The sequence below is a fragment of the Piscinibacter sp. genome (genome assembly GCF_047600445.1).
In the GTDB taxonomy this organism is placed as follows: domain Bacteria; phylum Pseudomonadota; class Gammaproteobacteria; order Burkholderiales; family Burkholderiaceae_C; genus Piscinibacter.
Genome location: NZ_JASGKT010000002.1, coordinates 1,224,141 through 1,241,263 on the forward strand (window position 1 = coordinate 1,224,141; position 17,123 = coordinate 1,241,263).

The 17,123-nt window shown below is 69.4% G+C and carries 18 protein-coding genes and 1 tRNA gene; all 19 read left to right on the top strand.

What is annotated here, in order from left to right; genetic code table 11:
• Position 1: 1 nt before the first annotated feature.
• The 19 genes from QM792_RS09910 (at position 2) to nuoK (ending at position 17,121) form a co-directional block, all read left to right on the top strand.
• Positions 2-1,267 carry a branched-chain amino acid ABC transporter substrate-binding protein gene (locus QM792_RS09910; protein ID WP_415149600.1) on the top strand — a complete coding sequence of 422 codons (1,266 nt, stop codon included), beginning with the start codon at positions 2-4 and terminating at the stop codon, positions 1,265-1,267.
• Positions 1,264-2,415, top strand: a complete 1,152-nt coding sequence (locus QM792_RS09915) for a pyridoxal phosphate-dependent aminotransferase (protein ID WP_415149601.1) — start codon at positions 1,264-1,266, stop codon at positions 2,413-2,415. The genes QM792_RS09910 and QM792_RS09915 overlap by 4 nt, the downstream gene beginning before the upstream one ends.
• A 143-nt stretch (positions 2,416-2,558) precedes the next feature.
• The gene (gene rpsO, locus QM792_RS09920; RefSeq protein WP_415149602.1) at positions 2,559-2,822 is read left to right on the top strand and encodes a 30S ribosomal protein S15; all 264 of its coding nucleotides are present in this window, start codon (positions 2,559-2,561) and stop codon (positions 2,820-2,822) included.
• A gap of 176 nt (positions 2,823-2,998) precedes the next feature.
• The gene (pnp, locus tag QM792_RS09925) at positions 2,999-5,143 is read left to right on the top strand and encodes a polyribonucleotide nucleotidyltransferase (RefSeq protein ID WP_415149603.1); all 2,145 of its coding nucleotides are present in this window, start codon (positions 2,999-3,001) and stop codon (positions 5,141-5,143) included.
• A 7-nt stretch (positions 5,144-5,150) separates the two neighbouring features.
• Positions 5,151-6,137 carry an NAD(P)H-quinone oxidoreductase gene (locus QM792_RS09930; RefSeq protein WP_415149604.1) on the top strand — a complete coding sequence of 329 codons (987 nt, stop codon included), beginning with the start codon at positions 5,151-5,153 and terminating at the stop codon, positions 6,135-6,137.
• Positions 6,138-6,159: 22 nt separating this feature from the next.
• Positions 6,160-6,903: a triose-phosphate isomerase gene (tpiA, locus tag QM792_RS09935; RefSeq protein ID WP_415149606.1), complete on the top strand. Its 744-nt coding sequence runs from the start codon at positions 6,160-6,162 to the stop codon at positions 6,901-6,903.
• A 43-nt stretch (positions 6,904-6,946) separates the two neighbouring features.
• Positions 6,947-7,330: a preprotein translocase subunit SecG gene (gene secG / locus QM792_RS09940; protein ID WP_415149607.1), complete on the top strand. Its 384-nt coding sequence runs from the start codon at positions 6,947-6,949 to the stop codon at positions 7,328-7,330.
• 133 nt (positions 7,331-7,463) lie between these two features.
• Positions 7,464-7,548 (top strand) — tRNA-Leu (locus tag QM792_RS09945).
• Between the two features lie 14 nt (positions 7,549-7,562).
• Positions 7,563-7,922 carry an NADH-quinone oxidoreductase subunit A gene (locus tag QM792_RS09950; protein WP_415149609.1) on the top strand — a complete coding sequence of 120 codons (360 nt, stop codon included), beginning with the start codon at positions 7,563-7,565 and terminating at the stop codon, positions 7,920-7,922.
• Positions 7,923-7,937: 15 nt separating this feature from the next.
• A complete protein-coding gene (locus QM792_RS09955) occupies positions 7,938-8,414 on the top strand; it encodes a NuoB/complex I 20 kDa subunit family protein (protein WP_174328311.1) in 477 nt (158 codons plus the stop codon).
• A 100-nt stretch (positions 8,415-8,514) separates the two neighbouring features.
• Positions 8,515-9,111, top strand: coding sequence for an NADH-quinone oxidoreductase subunit C (locus tag QM792_RS09960; protein ID WP_415149610.1), 597 nt, complete (start codon positions 8,515-8,517; stop codon positions 9,109-9,111).
• An 11-nt stretch (positions 9,112-9,122) separates the two neighbouring features.
• The gene (locus QM792_RS09965; RefSeq protein ID WP_415149612.1) at positions 9,123-10,376 is read left to right on the top strand and encodes an NADH-quinone oxidoreductase subunit D; all 1,254 of its coding nucleotides are present in this window, start codon (positions 9,123-9,125) and stop codon (positions 10,374-10,376) included.
• A 7-nt stretch (positions 10,377-10,383) separates the two neighbouring features.
• Positions 10,384-10,869 (top strand): NADH-quinone oxidoreductase subunit NuoE, encoded by a 486-nt coding sequence (nuoE, locus tag QM792_RS09970; RefSeq protein WP_415149614.1) that lies wholly within the window; start codon positions 10,384-10,386, stop codon positions 10,867-10,869.
• Between the two features lie 5 nt (positions 10,870-10,874).
• Entirely contained in the window at positions 10,875-12,227 is a 1,353-nt protein-coding gene (nuoF, locus tag QM792_RS09975) for an NADH-quinone oxidoreductase subunit NuoF (protein WP_415149615.1), read from the top strand.
• Between the two features lie 18 nt (positions 12,228-12,245).
• Complete coding sequence (nuoG, locus tag QM792_RS09980; RefSeq protein WP_415149617.1) at positions 12,246-14,582, top strand: NADH-quinone oxidoreductase subunit NuoG; 2,337 nt, start codon at positions 12,246-12,248, stop codon at positions 14,580-14,582.
• The gene (nuoH, locus tag QM792_RS09985; protein ID WP_415149619.1) at positions 14,579-15,640 is read left to right on the top strand and encodes an NADH-quinone oxidoreductase subunit NuoH; all 1,062 of its coding nucleotides are present in this window, start codon (positions 14,579-14,581) and stop codon (positions 15,638-15,640) included. Before nuoG ends, nuoH begins: the two co-directional genes overlap by 4 nt.
• Positions 15,641-15,657: 17 nt before the next feature.
• Positions 15,658-16,155 carry an NADH-quinone oxidoreductase subunit NuoI gene (nuoI, locus tag QM792_RS09990; RefSeq protein ID WP_415149621.1) on the top strand — a complete coding sequence of 166 codons (498 nt, stop codon included), beginning with the start codon at positions 15,658-15,660 and terminating at the stop codon, positions 16,153-16,155.
• A 16-nt stretch (positions 16,156-16,171) separates the two neighbouring features.
• The gene (locus tag QM792_RS09995) at positions 16,172-16,810 is read left to right on the top strand and encodes an NADH-quinone oxidoreductase subunit J (protein ID WP_415149622.1); all 639 of its coding nucleotides are present in this window, start codon (positions 16,172-16,174) and stop codon (positions 16,808-16,810) included.
• On the top strand, positions 16,807-17,121 hold the full coding sequence (gene nuoK / locus QM792_RS10000; protein ID WP_415149624.1) for an NADH-quinone oxidoreductase subunit NuoK: 315 nt from the start codon (positions 16,807-16,809) through the stop codon (positions 17,119-17,121). Before QM792_RS09995 ends, nuoK begins: the two co-directional genes overlap by 4 nt.
• Positions 17,122-17,123: the final 2 nt, after the last annotated feature.

Here is a 17,123-nt window from a genome sequence, read left to right on the forward strand (position 1 = left end):
AATGAGCCGACTCAAGACATGCGCCGCGTGGCTGTGCGCCGCGCTGCTGGCGCTGCCCGCGCAGGCCGCCGAAACGATTCCCATCGCCATGATCGAGGGCCTGTCGGGCCCGTTCGCCAACGCCGGCGAGGCGGTCTTCCGCAACCTGCTGTTCGCCGTCGAGCGCGTCAACCGGCGCGGCGGCGTCAAGCTGCCGGGCGGCGCGCGCCCGCTCGAACTGCAGCGCTACGACGGCAAGGGCAGCAGCGAGGAATCGCTGGCGATGCTGCGCGCCGCGCTCGACCGGCGCGTCGCCTTCGTCACGCAGGGCAACAGCTCGGCGGTGGCGGCGGCGATCGTCGAGGCGCTGAACAAGCACAACGCGCGTTCGCCGCAGGCGCGCGCGCTGCTGCTGAACTATTCGGCCGTCGACCCGCCGCTGACCAACGAGAAGTGCAGCTTCTGGCACTTCCGCTTCGACGCGCACGCCGACATGCGCCTGGCCGCGCTGGTCGAGGCGCTGCGCGCCGACGCGGACGTGAAGAAGGTCTACCTGATCGGCCAGGACTACAGCTTCGGCCAGCACGTGCTGCGCGAGGCGCGCGAGCGCCTCGCGGCGGCGCGGCCGGACGTCGAGATCGTCGGCGACGAACTGCACCCGGTCGGCCGCGTGAAGGACTTCCTGCCCTATGCGATGAAGGTCAAGGCCAGCGGCGCGCAGGCGGTGCTGACCGGCAACTGGGGCAACGACCTGACGCTGCTGGTCAAGGCGCTGCGCGAGGTCGGCGTCGAGGCGCGCGTCTACAGCTTCTACGGCAACGGGCTGGGCGCGCCCGCGGCGATCGGCGAGGCCGGCGTCGGCCGCGTGCTGGCCGTGGCCGAATGGCACCCGAACGTCGACACGCCGGCCTCGCGCGACTTTTACGCCGCCTTCCGCGCGCGCTTCCCCAAGCCCGAGGAGGACTACCAGCACGCGCGCATGCAGTTGATGGTGGAGATGCTGGCGGCGGCCATCGAACGCGCCGGCAGCACCGAGGCCACCGCGGTGGCGCGCGCGCTCGAAGGCCTGCACCACGACGGCGCCACGCTCGGCGGCCTGCACGCCGGCACGATGCGCGCGGCCGACCACCAGTTGATGCAGCCGCTGGTGGTCAGCGTGATGGACAGGCTGGGCGCGCCCGGCGTGCGCGTCGACAACGAGGGCTCGGGCTACGGCTTCCGCACGCTGCGCAGCTTCGACGCCCGGGCCACCGAACAGGCGCACCGCTGCGCCATGGAGCGTCCATGAGATCCGTCATCGCCGGCCTGCCCGGCTCCAAGATCCGCGAGGTGGCCAACGCCGGCCTCGGCCGCGGCGACGTGCTCGCCTTCTGGTTCGGCGAGAGCGACGAAGTGACGCCGGCCTTCGTGCGCGAGGCCGCCGCCGCCTCGCTCGAAGGCGGCGAGACCTTCTACTCGCACAACCTCGGCCTGCCCGAGCTGCGCGAGGCGATCGCGCGCTACACCTCGGGCCTGCACGCGCCGCTGGGCGCCGAACGCATCGCCGTCACGTCCTCGGGCGTCAACGCGCTGATGCTGGCGATGCAGGCGCTGGCCGGCGCCGGCGACGAGGTGGTGGCGGTGGTGCCGGTGTGGCCCAACCTGACCGCGCAGCCGCAGATCCTCGGCGCGCGGGTGACGCGCGTGCCGCTGAAGGTGGAAGAGGGCGCCTGGAAGCTCGACCTCGACGCGCTGCTCGCCGCGGTGACGCCGGCCACGCGCGTGCTGCTGGTCAACGCGCCCAACAACCCGACCGGCTGGACGCTGGAGCGCGCCGAGCAGCAGGCGCTGCTCGACCACTGCCGCCGCACCGGCACCTGGATCGTCGCCGACGAGGTCTACGAGCGGCTGTACTACCGCGAGGGCGCGCGCTGCGCGCCGAGCTTCCTCGACATCGCGACGGCCGAGGACCGGCTGGTGGTGGTGCACAGCTTCTCGAAGAGCTTCCTGATGACCGGCTGGCGCCTCGGCTGGATGGTCGCGCCGCCGGCGCTGATCGAGGCGCTGGGCAAGCTGATCGAGTTCAACACCTCCTGCGCGCCGGTGTTCGTGCAGCGCGGCGGGCTGGCCGGCCTGGCGCATGCCGACGAGTTCGTGCCGGCGCTGGTGGCGCGCATGAAAGCCTGCCGCGACACGCTGCTGCCGGCGCTGGCGGCGCTGCCGGGCGTCTCGGTGGCCGTGCCCGACGGCGGCATGTACGCCTTCTTCCGCGTGCAGGGGCAGGACGACTCGCTCGCCTTCGCCAAGCGGCTGGTGGCCGAGGCCGGCCTCGGGCTGGCGCCGGGCGCGGCCTTCGGGCCGGAGGCCGAGGGCTGGCTGCGCTGGTGCTTCGCCTCGCGCGACCCGGCGCGCCTGGCGGCCGGGGTGGGGCGGCTGGCCCGCGCGCTCGGGCTATAATCCCCGGGTTTCGCGTTCGGATCCCGGGCGCGAGCAGGCACGGCGCCGGTCGGTTTCACCGGTGTCCGCAAGTGAAACCGGAAACCGCGGCGGAGCGCCCCAGCCTGGGGCGCGCGCACGGTTTCCCCACAGAGGAAACTCGCATGTCCGCCATCAACAAGGCCGAGATCGTCAAGGCCAACGCCCGCGGTGCCAACGACACCGGCTCCCCCGAAGTGCAGATCGCGCTGCTGACCGCGCGCATCAACGAACTGACGCCGCACTTCAAGACGCACCAGAAAGACCACCACGGCCGCCGCGGCCTGCTGCGGCTGGTCAACCAGCGCAAGAGCCTGCTGGCCTACCTGAAGGGCCGCGACGCGGACCGCTACACCGCGCTGATCGCCAAGCTGGGCCTGCGCAAGTAAGCCAGCGATGAACCCGAGGGGCCTGTCTGGAATCCGCCAGCACAGGCTCTTCGTTTTGGAGTCCGGCAGCCACCGATGACGATGTGTCATTCCAGCAGCGTTGCGCACGAAGAGCGCCGCTGGAATGGCATCGCGCCAGGGGAGGCCGACACTCTCAACCAGGATGGGAGAACCCGATGAGCCTGTTCAACAAAGTCACCAAGACCTTTCAATGGGGCCAGCACAGCGTCACGCTGGAAACCGGCGAGATCGCCCGCCAGTCCAGCGGCGCCGTGCTCGTCAACGTCGAGGACACCGTGGTGCTCGCCACCGTGGTGGCCAAGTCGGAGGCCAAGCCCGGCCAGGACTTCTTTCCGCTGACGGTCGACTACATCGAGAAGACCTACGCCGCCGGCAAGATCCCCGGCAGCTTCTTCAAGCGTGAAGGCCGCCCGAGCGAGCTGGAGACGCTGACCTCGCGCCTGATCGACCGCCCGCTGCGCCCGCTGTTCCCGGACGGCTTCTTCAACGAGGTGCAGGTCATCATCCACGTGCTGTCGCTGAACCCGGAAGTCTCGGCCGACATCCCGGCGATGATCGGCGCGAGCGCCGCGCTGGCGATCTCCGGCATCCCGTTCAACGGCCCGATCGGCGCGGCGCGCGTCGGCTACATCGACGGCCAGTACGTGCTGAACCCGGGCAAGACGCAGTTGCTCGACTCGAAGATGGACCTCGTCGTCGCCGGCACCGAAGCGGCCGTGCTGATGGTCGAGAGCGAGGCGCAGCAGCTCTCCGAAGAGGTGATGCTGGGCGGCGTGGTGTTCGGCCACGAGCAGGGCAACATCGCGATCAACGCGATCCACGAGCTGGTGCGCGACGCCGGCAAGCCGGCCTGGGACTGGAAGGCGCCGGCCAAGGACGAGGCCTTCATCGCCAAGGTCGCGGCGCTCGGCGAGGACAAGCTGCGCGCCGCCTACCAGATCCGCTCCAAGCAGTCGCGCACCCAGGCCTGCCGCGACGCCTATGCCTTCGTGCTCGGCGCGCTGAAGGAAGAGGGCGTCGAGTTCGACGCCGTCAAGGTCGAGGGCCTGCTGTTCGACATCGAGGCGCGCATCGTGCGCGGCCAGATCCTGGCCGGCGAGCCGCGCATCGACGGCCGCGACACCCGCACCGTGCGCCCGATCGAGATCCGCTCCAGCGTGCTGCCGCGCGTGCACGGCTCGGCGCTGTTCACCCGTGGCGAGACGCAGGCGCTGGTGGCCGCCACGCTCGGCACCGACCGCGACTCGCAGAAGATCGACGCGCTGGCCGGCGAGTTCAGCGAGCACTTCATGCTGCACTACAACATGCCGCCGTTCGCCACCGGCGAGACCGGCCGCGTCGGCAGCCCGAAGCGCCGCGAGATCGGCCACGGGCGGCTGGCCAAGCGCGCGCTGGTCGCGGTGCTGCCCGACCGGGGCGAGTTCCCTTACTCGATGCGCGTGGTCTCGGAGATCACCGAGTCGAACGGCTCCTCGTCGATGGCCTCGGTGTGCGGCGGCTGCCTCGCGCTGATGGACGCCGGCGTGCCGATGAAGGCGCACGTGGCCGGCATCGCGATGGGCCTGATCAAGGAAGGCAACCGCTTCGCGGTGCTGACCGACATCCTCGGCGACGAGGATCACCTCGGCGACATGGACTTCAAGGTGGCCGGCACCACCGCCGGCGTGACCGCGCTGCAGATGGACATCAAGATCCAGGGCATCACCAAGGAGATCATGCAGGTGGCGCTGGCGCAGGCCAAGGAGGCGCGCCTGCACATCCTCGGCAGGATGACCGAGGCGATGGGCGGCGCGAAGACCGAGGTCTCGCAGTTCGCGCCGCGCCTGTACACGATGAAGATCAACCCGGAGAAGATCCGCGACGTGATCGGCAAGGGCGGCGCGACGATCCGCGCGCTGACCGAGGAGACCGGCACGACGATCGACATCGGCGAGGACGGCACCATCACGATCGCCTCGACCGACGCCGACAAGGCCGCGCACGCGAAGAAGCGTATCGAGGAGATCACCGCCGAGGTGGAAGTGGGCAAGGTCTACGAAGGCCCGATCACCAAGATCCTCGACTTCGGCGCGCTGGTGAACCTGCTGCCGGGCAAGGACGGCCTGCTGCACATCAGCCAGATCGCGCACCAGCGCGTCGAGAAGGTCACCGACTTCCTCAAGGAAGGCCAGATCGTCAAGGTCAAGGTGCTCGAGACCGACGAGAAGGGCCGCGTCAAGCTGTCGATGAAGGCGCTGCTCGATCGCGAGCCGCAGCCGGCCGCGCCGGTGGCCGCGCCCGAGGAGCGCCACGGGGACTGATGGCCGCATGAAGGCGATCGAGATCGTCCGCCCGGGCGCGCCCGAGGTGCTGCAGCTCGTCGAGCGGCCCGACCCGGTGGCCGGCGCGGGCGAGTTGCTGATCCGCGTCAGCGCGTCGGGCGTCAACCGCCCCGACGTGCTGCAGCGCAAGGGCGCCTACCCGCCGCCGGCGGGCGCCTCCGACCTGCCCGGGCTGGAAGTGGCCGGCACCATCGTCGGCGGCGACACCTCGGCGATGGCGGCGGCCGGCCTCAAGCCGGGCGACCGCGTCTGCGCGCTGGTGGCCGGCGGCGGCTACGCCTCGCTGTGCGTCGCGCCGGCCGGGCAGTGCCTGCCGGCGCCCGGCGGCCTGAGCGACGTCGAGGCGGCGAGCCTGCCCGAGACCTTCTTCACCGTCTGGTCGAACGTGTTCGACCGCGCGCGGCTGCAGGCCGGCGAGACGCTGCTGGTGCAAGGCGGCACCAGCGGCATCGGCGTCACCGCGATCCAGCTCGCCAAGGCGGCCGGCGCGACGGTGATCGCCACCGCCGGCAGCGACGAGAAGTGCGCCGCCTGCCGCGCGCTCGGCGCCGACCACGCGATCAACTACCGCACGCACGACTTCGCCGCCGAGACGAAGCGCCTGACCGAAGGCAGGGGCGCCGACGTGATCCTCGACATGGTGGCGGGCGACTACGTGGCGCGCGAGGTGGCCTGCCTCGCCGAGGACGGGCGCCTGGTGATCATCGCGGTGCAGGGCGGCGTCGCCGCCGGCTTCGACGCCGGACTGGTGCTGCGCCGGCGCCTGACGATCACCGGCTCGACGCTGCGGGCGCGCCCGGTGGCCTTCAAGGCCGCCATCGCGCGCGCGCTGCGCGACAACGTCTGGCCCTGGATCGAGGCCGGCCGCGTGAAGCCGGTGGTCTTCCAGACCTTCGAGGCCGCCGACGCGGCGCAGGCGCACACGCTGATGGAATCGAACCGGCACGTCGGCAAGCTGGTGCTGAGCTGGTGAGAACACACAAGGAAGAACCACGATGACTCGTCGCAAGCTGGTGGTGGGCAACTGGAAGATGAACGGCACGCGCGTGGGCAACATCGAACTGCTCGCCGCGATTCGCGCCGAAAGTCCGTTCGCCGCCGAGCTGGCGGTGTGCGCGCCGTTCCCGTACCTGGCCGACGTGGCGCTGTCGCTGCAGGGCTCGGCGATCGCCTCGGGCGCGCAGGACTGCTCGGCGCACGAGTCGGGCGCCTACACCGGCGAGGTCAGCGCCGCGATGCTGGCCGAGTACGGCTGCCGCTACGTGATCGTCGGCCACTCCGAGCGCCGCGCGCTGCACGGCGAGAGCGACCAGATCGTCGCCGACAAGGCCAAGATCGCGCTGGCCAGGGGCCTGACGCCGATCGTGTGCGTCGGCGAGACGCTGGCCGAGCGCGAGACCGGCCAGACCGACGCGGTGGTCAAGCGCCAGCTCTCGGCGGTGATCCACACGCTGGGCCACTGCATCTCGCAGGTGGTCGTCGCCTACGAGCCGGTGTGGGCCATCGGCACCGGCAAGACCGCCACGCCCGAACAGGCGCAGGCGGTGCACGCGCTGCTGCGCCGCCAGCTCGAAGCCGCCAGCCCCAAGGCCGGCGAGATGAAGATCCTCTACGGCGGCAGCGTCAAGGCCGACAACGCGGCCACGCTGTTCGCGCAGGCCGACATCGACGGCGGCCTGATCGGCGGCGCCTCGCTGAAGGCGGCCGACTTCGTCGCCATCTGCCGCGCCGCGGCCTGAACCGGCACGCGGGCGAGAACGAATCCTCCGGAGTCCATACGCGATGAATTTCCTCCACAACCTGCTGATCGCCGTGCAGATCATCTCGGCGCTGGTGATGATCGGCCTCGTGCTGGTGCAGCACGGCAAGGGCGCCGACATGGGCGCCTCGTTCGGCAGCGGCGCCTCGGGCAGCCTGTTCGGCGCCACCGGCAGCGCGAACTTCCTGTCGCGCTCCACGGCGGTGTGCGCGACGGTCTTCTTCGTCGCCACGCTGTCGCTGGCCTTCTACGCCAACGACCGCGCGGCCGCGCGACCGGCCGGCGGCAGCAGCGTGCTCGAAGGCAGCGCCGCACCGGCGGCGAGCGTCGCCGCCAGCACGCCCGCGCCCAGCGGCGCCGCGCTGGTGCCGGGCGCCGAGAGCGCCGCGCCCGCGGCCTCGAAATGATCCGGCGCAAACCGCGCTGTCGCAGCGCAGCAAATGGCTGCGTCAACGCGGGAATGCCCGGGGAAACTGGTTAGAATCCAAGGTTGTCCGGCGAGCCATTCCTCATGCAAGCCGGCACTTCCGTGAGAACACGGCCGACGTGGTGAAATTGGTAGACACGCTATCTTGAGGGGGTAGTGGCGAAAGCTGTGCGAGTTCGAGTCTCGCCGTCGGCACCAGACACCTGCCTCTCATGAATCTGGAAGCCTACCTCCCCGTCATCCTCTTCATCCTGGTGGGCGTGGCGGTCGGTGTGGCGCCCCAGGTCCTGGGCTTCGTGCTCGGGCCGCGCCGGCCCGACACGGCCAAGAACTCCCCCTACGAATGCGGCTTCGAGGCCTTCGAGGACGCGCGCATGAAGTTCGACGTGCGCTACTACCTCGTCGCGATCCTGTTCATCCTGTTCGACCTCGAGATCGCGTTCCTCTTCCCGTGGGCCGTGTCGCTGAATGAAATCGGCGCGTCAGGCTTCTGGGCCATGATGATTTTCCTGGGCATCCTCGTCGTCGGCTTCGCCTACGAGTGGAAAAAAGGCGCCCTCGATTGGGAATGAGCTGAGAGCACCGACATGGGCATCGAAGGCGTACTCAAGGAAGGCTTCGTCACGACGAGCCTGGACGCGGTCATCAACTGGTCGAAGACCGGCTCGCTGTGGCCGATGACCTTCGGGCTGGCCTGCTGCGCGGTGGAGATGATGCACGCCGGCGCGGCGCGCTACGACATCGACCGCTTCGGCATGCTGTTCCGCCCCAGCCCGCGTCAGAGCGACCTGATGATCGTCGCCGGCACGCTGTGCAACAAGATGGCGCCGGCCTTGCGCAAGGTCTACGACCAGATGGCCGAGCCGCGCTGGGTGCTGAGCATGGGCTCGTGCGCCAACGGCGGCGGCTACTACCACTACAGCTACTCGGTGGTGCGCGGCTGCGACCGCATCGTGCCGGTGGACGTCTACGTGCCCGGCTGTCCGCCGACCGCCGAGGCGCTGCTGTACGGCATCCTGCAACTGCAGGCCAAGATCCGGCGCGAGAACACCATCGCTCGATGATGAACCACATGATTTCGCGGGCAGAACGCCGGGCCGCTCCCAAGTCGGCCCGCATCCCCTCGGGGGATCGGTCGATGTACTCATCGAACGAGGGGCTCCGATGAGCAAACTCGACACGCTTCAGGCGGGCCTGGAATCCGCGCTCGGTGCGAAGCTGAAGAAGCTGGTGCGCGACCGCGGCGAGATCACCATCACCGTCTCAGCGGCCGACTACCTGGAGGCCGCGCGCACGCTGCGCGACCACCCCGAGCTGCGCTTCGAGCAACTGATCGACCTGTGCGGCGTCGACTACGCGAGCTGGAAAGACCAGCCCTGGGAGGGCCCGCGCTTCTGCACGGTGTCGCACCTGCTGTCGGTGTCCAAGAACTGGCGCGTGCGCCTGAAGGTGTTCGCGCCCGACGACGACGTGCCGGTGGTGGCCTCGCTCACCGAGGTGTGGAGCGCGGCGAACTGGTTCGAGCGCGAGGCCTTCGACCTGTACGGCATCATCTTCGAGGGCCACCTCGACCTGCGCCGCATCCTCACCGACTACGGCTTCATCGGCCACCCGTTCCGCAAGGACTTCCCGACCAGCGGCCACGTCGAGATGCGCTACGACGCGCAGCAGCGCCGCGTGGTCTACGAGCCGGTGAGCATCGAGCCGCGCGAGATCACGCCGCGCATCATCCGCGAAGACAACTACGGCGGTCTGCACTAGAGGCTGGCGCGATGGCAGAGATCAAGAACTACACCCTGAACTTCGGCCCGCAGCACCCGGCCGCGCACGGCGTGCTGCGCCTCGTGCTCGAGCTCGACGGCGAGGTGATCCAGCGCGCCGATCCGCACATCGGCCTGCTGCACCGCGCCACCGAGAAGCTGGCCGAGAGCAAGACCTTCATCCAGTCGCTGCCGTACATGGACCGTCTCGACTACGTGTCGATGATGTGCAACGAGCATGCGTACTGCCTGGCGATCGAGAAGCTGCTGGGCATCGAGGTGCCCGAGCGCGCGCAGTACATCCGCGTGATGTTCAGCGAGATCACGCGGCTGCTGAACCACCTGCTGTGGCTGGGCTGCCACGGCCTGGACTGCGGCGCGATGAACATGCTGATCTACTGCTTCCGCGAGCGGGAAGACCTGTTCGACATGTACGAGGCGGTGTCCGGCGCGCGCATGCACGCGGCCTACTTCCGCCCGGGCGGCGTCTACCGCGACCTGCCCGACAGCATGCCGCAGTACAAGGTCAGCAAGATCAAGAACCAGCGCGCGATCGACGCGCTAAACACCAACCGCCAGGGCTCGCTGCTCGACTTCATCGACGACTTCACGCGCCGCTTCCCCGGCATGGTCGACGAATACGAAACCCTGCTGACCGACAACCGCATCTGGAAGCAGCGCACCGTCGGCATCGGCGTGGTCAGCCCCGAGCGCGCGCTGAACCTGGGCCTGACCGGCGCGATGCTGCGCGGCTCGGGCGTCGCGTGGGACCTGCGCAAGAACCAGCCCTACGACGTCTACGCGAAGATGGACTTCGACGTGCCGGTGGGCGTCAACGGCGACACCTACGACCGCTACCTGGTGCGCGTCGAGGAGATGCGCCAGAGCAACCGCATCATCCGCCAGTGCATCGAGTGGCTGCGCGCCAACCCCGGCCCGGTGATCACCGACAACCACAAGGTGGCGCCGCCGTCGCGCGTGGACATGAAGTCCAGCATGGAGGAGCTGATCCACCACTTCAAGCTCTTCACCGAGGGCTTCCACGTGCCCGAGGGCGAGGCCTACGCGGCGGTGGAGCACCCCAAGGGCGAGTTCGGCATCTACCTGGTGAGCGACGGCGCCAACAAGCCGTACCGGCTGAAGATCCGCGCCCCGGGCTTCGCGCATCTGGCCGCGCTCGACGAGATGTCGCGCGGCCACATGATCGCCGACGCCGTCGCGGTGATCGGCACGATGGACATCGTCTTCGGCGAGATCGACAGGTGAGCGACCGATGAGCTTGTTCTCCGAACCCACGCTGGCGCGCTTCGCGCGCGAAGTCGCCAAGTACCCGGCCGACCAGAAGCAGTCCGCCGTGATGGCCTGCCTGGCCATCATCCAGCAGGAGCAGGGCTTCGTGTCCGCCGAGAGCGAGAAGGCGCTGGCCGAGGTCCTCGGCATGCCGGCCATCGCGGTGCACGAGGTCACCACCTTCTACAACATGTACAACCAGCAGCCGGTCGGCCGCTACAAGCTGAACGTCTGCACCAACCTGCCGTGCCAGTTGCGCGGCGGGCAGAAGGCGCTGGACCACGTCTGCGGCCAACTCGGCGTGGACGACGGCGGCACCACGCCCGACGGCCGCTTCACCGTGCAGCACAGCGAGTGCCTGGGCGCCTGCGCCGACGCGCCGGTGCTGCTGGTCAACGACCGCGAGATGTGCAGCTTCATGGGCACCGAGCGGCTCGACGCGCTGCTGGCCACGCTGAGAAAGAACTGAACGTCATGGTCGACCTTTCACAGTTCAAGTCCAGCGGCGTCGAGACCTGCTTCCACGGCCGCCACGTCGGCGCGCAGATCTACGCCGATCTGAACGGCCGCAACTGGAGCCTGAAGGACTACGAGGCGCGCGGCGGCTACCAGGCGCTGCGCAAGATCCTCGGCAAGGACGGCGGCGAGGGCATGACGCCCGACCAGGTGATCGCCGAGGTCAAGCTCTCCGGCCTGCGCGGCCGCGGCGGCGCGGGCTTCCCGACCGGGCTGAAGTGGAGCTTCATGCCGCGCGCCTTCCCCGGGCCGAAGTACCTGGTGTGCAACTCCGACGAGGGCGAGCCCGGCACCTGCAAGGACCGCGACATCCTGATGTTCAACCCGCACATCGTCATCGAGGGCATGGCGATCGCGGCGTATGCGATGGGCATCGCCACCGGCTACAACTACATCCACGGCGAGATCTTCGAGGTCTACGAGCGCTTCGAGGCCGCGCTCGAGGAGGCGCGTGCCGCGGGTTACCTCGGCGACGCCATCATGGGCTCGGGCTACAACTTCCAGCTCCATGCGGCGCACGGCTTCGGCGCCTACATCTGCGGCGAAGAGACCGCGCTGCTCGAATCGCTGGAAGGCAAGAAGGGCCAGCCGCGCTTCAAGCCGCCGTTCCCGGCCAGCTTCGGCCTGTACGGCAAGCCGACCACGATCAACAACACCGAGACCTTCGGCGCGGTGCCCTGGATCATCCGCAACGGCGGCCAGGCCTACCTCGAGGTCGGCAAGCCGAACAACGGCGGCACCAAGATCTACTCGGTGTCGGGCGACGTCGAGCGCCCCGGCAACTACGAGATCCCGATGGGCACGCCGTTCGCGAAGCTGCTCGAACTCGCCGGCGGCGTGCGCGGCGCCGCGCAGGGCCGCACGCTCAAGGCGGTGATCCCGGGCGGCTCGTCGGCGCCGGTGCTGCCGGCCTCCATCATGATGGAGTGCACGATGGACTACGACAGCATCGCCAAGGCCGGCTCGATGCTGGGCTCGGGCGCGGTGATCGTGATGGACGACACCCGCTGCATGGTGAACTCGCTGCTGCGCCTGTCGTACTTCTACATGCACGAGAGCTGCGGCCAGTGCACGCCGTGCCGCGAGGGCACCGGCTGGATGTGGCGCGTGATCGAGCGCATCGCGCACGGCCAGGGCCGCCCGGAGGACCTGGACCTGCTGAACTCGGTGGCCGACAACATCCAGGGCCGCACGATCTGCGCGCTCGGCGACGCGGCGGCGATGCCGGTGCGGGCGATGATCAAGCACTTCCGCGATGAGTTCGTCCACCTCATCGAGCACAAGACCCGCAAGGTCGCGCTGAGCGCCTGAGCGAGCGGGGCCAAGCACATGATCGAAATCGAACTCGACGGCAAGAAGGTCTCGGTGGCCGAGGGCAGCATGGTGATGCATGCGGCCGAGGCGGCGGGCACCTTCATCCCGCACTTCTGCTACCACAAGAAGCTGTCCATCGCGGCCAACTGCCGCATGTGCCTGGTCGACGTGGAGAAGGCGCCCAAGCCGATGCCGGCCTGCGCCACGCCGGTCACGCAGGGCATGATCGTGCGCACCAAGAGCGACAAGGCGCTCAAGGCCCAGCAGTCGGTGATGGAGTTCCTGCTCATCAACCACCCGCTGGACTGCCCGATCTGCGACCAGGGCGGCGAGTGCCAGTTGCAGGATCTCGCCGTCGGCTACGGCGGCTCGGCCTCGCGCTACGACGAGGAGAAGCGCGTCGTCTTCCACAAGGACGTCGGCCCGCTGATCTCGATGGAGGAGATGAGCCGCTGCATCCACTGCACGCGCTGCGTGCGCTTCGGCCAGGAAGTGGCCGGGGTGATGGAGCTGGGCATGATCCACCGCGGCGAGCACTCCGAGATCACCACGGTGGTCGGCGAGACGGTCGACTCCGAGCTGTCGGGCAACATGATCGACCTGTGCCCGGTCGGCGCGCTGACCAGCAAGCCGTTCCGCTACAGCGCCCGCACCTGGGAGCTGTCGCGCCGCAAGAGCGTCAGCCCGCACGACAGCACCGGCGCGAACCTGATCGTGCAGGTGAAGAACAACCGCGTGATGCGCGTCGTTCCGCTCGAGAACGAAGACGTCAACGAGTGCTGGATCGCCGACCGCGACCGCTTCTCCTACGAGGCGCTGAACGGCGACGAGCGCCTGACCGCGCCCATGCTCAAGCAGGGCGGGCAGTGGAAGGAGGTCGACTGGACCACCGCGCTCGAATACGTGGTGCGCGGGCTCACGCAGATCAAGGTCGACCACGGCGCGGCGGCCATCGGCGCGCTCGGCTCGGCGCATGCCACCGTCGAGGAACTGCACCTGCTGGCCAGGCTGGTGCGCGGTCTGGGCAGCGAGAACATCGACCACCGCCTGCGCCACGCCGACTTCGCCAACAGCGCCGGCGCCGGCAAGGCGCGCTGGCTGGGGCTGCCGATCGCCGAGCTGAGCACGCTGCAGCGCGCGCTGGTGGTGGGCTCGTTCCTGCGCAAGGACCACCCGCTGTTCGCCCAGCGCATCCGCCAGGCGGCGCGCAAGGGCGCGCAGGTGCACAGCCTCGGCGCGCTGGCCGACGACTGGCTGATGCCCATGGGCACGCGCCTGGTCAGCGCGCCCTCGGACTGGCTGCAATCGCTGGCCGACATCGCCGCGGCGGTCGCGGCGTCCAAGGGCGTGAGCGCGCCGGCTTCGGGCAACCCGGGCACCGACGCGAAGGCGATCGCCGAATCGCTGCTGTCGGGCGAGCGCAAGGCCGTGCTGCTCGGCAACGCCGCCGCGCAGCACCCGCAGGCCGGCGCGCTGCTCGCGCTGGCCAACTGGATCGCCGCGCAGACCGGCGCCGCGGTCGGCTACCTCAGCGAAGCCGCCAACACGGTGGGTGCGCAGCTCGTCGGCGCGCAGCCGGGCGCGGGCGGGCTGAACGCCGGCCAGATGCTCGGCGGCGGCGCGCTCAAGGCGGCGCTGCTGCTCGACGTCGAGCCCGCCTTCGACGCCGCCGACCCGAGCGCCGCCACCGCCGCGCTGGGCAAGGCCGAGATGGTCGTCGCGCTGACCGCCTTCAAGAGCGCCACGCTGGCCGACACCGCCGACGTGCTGCTGCCGGTGTCGCCCTTCAGCGAAACCTCGGGCAGCTTCGTCAACGCCGAAGGGCGGCTGCAGAGCTTCCACGGCGTCGTCAAGCCGCTCGGCCAGACGCGCCCGGCCTGGAAGGTGCTGCGCGTGCTCGGCAACATGCTGGCGCTGCCAGGCTTCGATTTCGAGACCTCGGAAGACGTGCGCGCCGAGGCGCTGGGCGGCGACGCCGCCGCGCTGGCCGCGCGCCTGGACAACGGCAGCGGCGCCGCGATCGCCGCGCAGCCCGCGACCGCCGGCCTGCAGCGCATCGCCGACGTGCCGATCTACAGCGCCGATTCGCTGGTGCGCCGCGCGCCCGCGCTGCAGGCCACCGCCGACGCGCGCGCGCCGCAGGCCAGCCTGCCGGCGGCGCTGTGGCAGCAGCTCGGCCTGGCCAGCGGCGACCGCGTGCGCGTCGCGCAGGGCGCCGCCAGCGCCGTGCTGCCGGCGCGGCTCGACGCCACGCTCGCCGCCGGCACCGTGCGCGTGCCGGCCGGCCATCCCGACACCGCCACCCTGGGCGCCGCGTTCGGCGCCGTCACGGTCGAGAAGGTCCCAGCATGATCGACTGGCTGCTGCAATTTCCCCAGAGCTACCCGGCCACCTGGGCGGTGGTGTGGGCGCTCGTCAAGATCATCGTGGTGGTGGCGCCGCTGATGGTCTGCGTCGCCTACCTCACGCTGTGGGAGCGCGTGGGCATAGGCTACACGCAGATCCGCCTCGGGCCGAACCGCGTCGGCCCGCGCGGCTGGCTGCAGCCGATCGCCGACGCGCTCAAGCTGATCTTCAAGGAGATCATCCTGCCGAGCGCGGCGAACAAGGGCCTGTTCCTGCTCGGCCCGGTGATGACCATCATGCCGGCGCTGGCCGCCTGGGCGGTGATCCCGTTCGGCCCCGAGGTGGCGCTGGCCAACGTCAACGCCGGGCTGCTGTTCCTGATGGCCATCACCTCGCTGGAGGTGTACGGCGTGATCATCGCCGGCTGGGCCTCGAACTCGAAGTACGCCTTCCTCGGCGCGCTGCGCGCCTCGGCGCAGATGGTCTCCTACGAGATCGCGATGGGCTTCGCGCTGGTGGTGGTGCTGATGGTCAGCGGCTCGATGAACATGACCGCGATCGTCACCGGCCAGGGCGAGGGCCGCATGGCCGCGATGGGGCTGAACTTCCTGTCGTGGAACTGGCTGCCGCTGCTGCCGGTGTTCGTCGTCTACTTCGTCTCCGGGCTGGCCGAGACCAACCGCCATCCGTTCGACGTCGTCGAGGGCGAGTCGGAGATCGTCGCCGGCCACATGATCGAGTACTCGGGCATGGCCTTCGCGATGTTCTTCCTTGCCGAGTACGCCAACATGATCCTGGTGTCGATGCTGGCGGTGCTGATGTTCCTCGGCGGCTGGCTGAGCCCGCTGGACTTCGCGCCGTTCAACTGGATCCCGGGCTGGATCTGGCTGGGCATCAAGGTCTTCGCCGTCGTCACGATGTTCCTGTGGGTGCGCGCGACCTTCCCGCGCTACCGCTACGACCAGATCATGCGTCTGGGCTGGAAGATCTTCATCCCGGTGACGCTGGTGTGGCTGGTGGTGGTGGGCGCGTGGATCCAGTCGCCCTGGAACATCTGGAAGTAAGGACGAAGGACTGCGCCATGGCACAAGCCTCCACCCTCAAGGATTTCGTTTCCAGCTTCATGCTGCTGGAGTTGCTCAAGGGCCTTCGGCTCACCGGGCGGCACTTCTTCCAGCGCAAGATCACCGTGCAGTTCCCGGAGGAGAAGACGCCGCTGTCGCCGCGCTTCCGCGGCCTGCACGCGCTGCGCCGCTACGACAACGGCGAGGAGCGCTGCATCGCCTGCAAGCTGTGCGAGGCGGTGTGCCCGGCGATGGCGATCACCATCGAGAGCGACGTGCGCGCCGACGGCTCGCGCCGCACCACGCGCTACGACATCGACCTGACCAAGTGCATCTTCTGCGGCTTCTGCGAGGAGAGCTGCCCGGTCGACTCGATCGTCGAGACGCACATCTTCGAGTACCACGGCGAGAAGCGCGGCGACCTGTACTTCACCAAGGACATGCTGCTCGCCGTGGGCGACCGCTACGAGCGCGAGATCGCGGCCAACAAGGAGGCGGACGCGAAGTACCGCTGACCGCGCAGACAAGAACATGGACATCCAAACCGCGCTCTTCTACGTCTTCTCGGCGGTGCTGCTGTTCGCGGCCTTCCGCGTCATCACCGCGCGCACGCCGGTGTACGCGGCGCTGTACCTCGTGCTGGCCTTCTTCAACGCCTCGTGCGTGTGGATGCTGCTGCGCGCCGAGTTCCTCGCCATCGCGCTGGTGCTGGTGTACGTCGGCGCGGTGATGGTGCTGTTCCTGTTCGTCGTGATGATGCTCGACCTGAACAGCGAGGCGCTGCGCGAGGGCTTCTGGAAGCACTTCCCGCTGGCGGCGCTGGTCGGCGTGGTGATCATCCTGGAGATGGCGCTGGTGCTGATCCCCGGCTTCGACGTGCGCAGCGCGCCGCTGCCCGACGCCGCCGAACTGCAGCTCGGCAACACCAAGCTGCTGGGCATCGAGATCTACACCCGCTACCTCTATCCGCTGCAGATCGCCGCGGTGCTGCTGCTGGTGGCGATCATCGCGGCCATCGCGCTGACGCTGCGCCGCCGCAAGGACTCGAAGTACGTCGACCCGGCCGAGCAGGTGCGGGTGAAGAAGGCGGACCGCGTCCGCATCGTCAAGATGAAGGCCGAGGTGGAGGCGCCGCCCCCGGCCGCCGAGGCGGCAGGAGAGAGCAAATGATCGGCCCCGTCACGCTAGGCCACTACCTCACGCTCGGCGCGATCCTGTTCGCGCTGTCGGTGATCGGCATCTTCCTGAACCGCAAGAACCTGATCGTGCTGCTGATGGCCATCGAGCTGATGCTGCTGGCGGTCAACCTGAACTTCGTCGCCTTCTCGCACTACCTGGGCGACATGGCCGGGCAGGTGTTCGTGTTCTTCATCCTCACGGTGGCCGCGGCCGAGTCGGCCATCGGCCTGGCGATCCTGGTGGTGCTGTTCCGCAATCGCGCCACGATCAACGTCGACGAGCTCGACTCGCTGAAGGGTTGAGC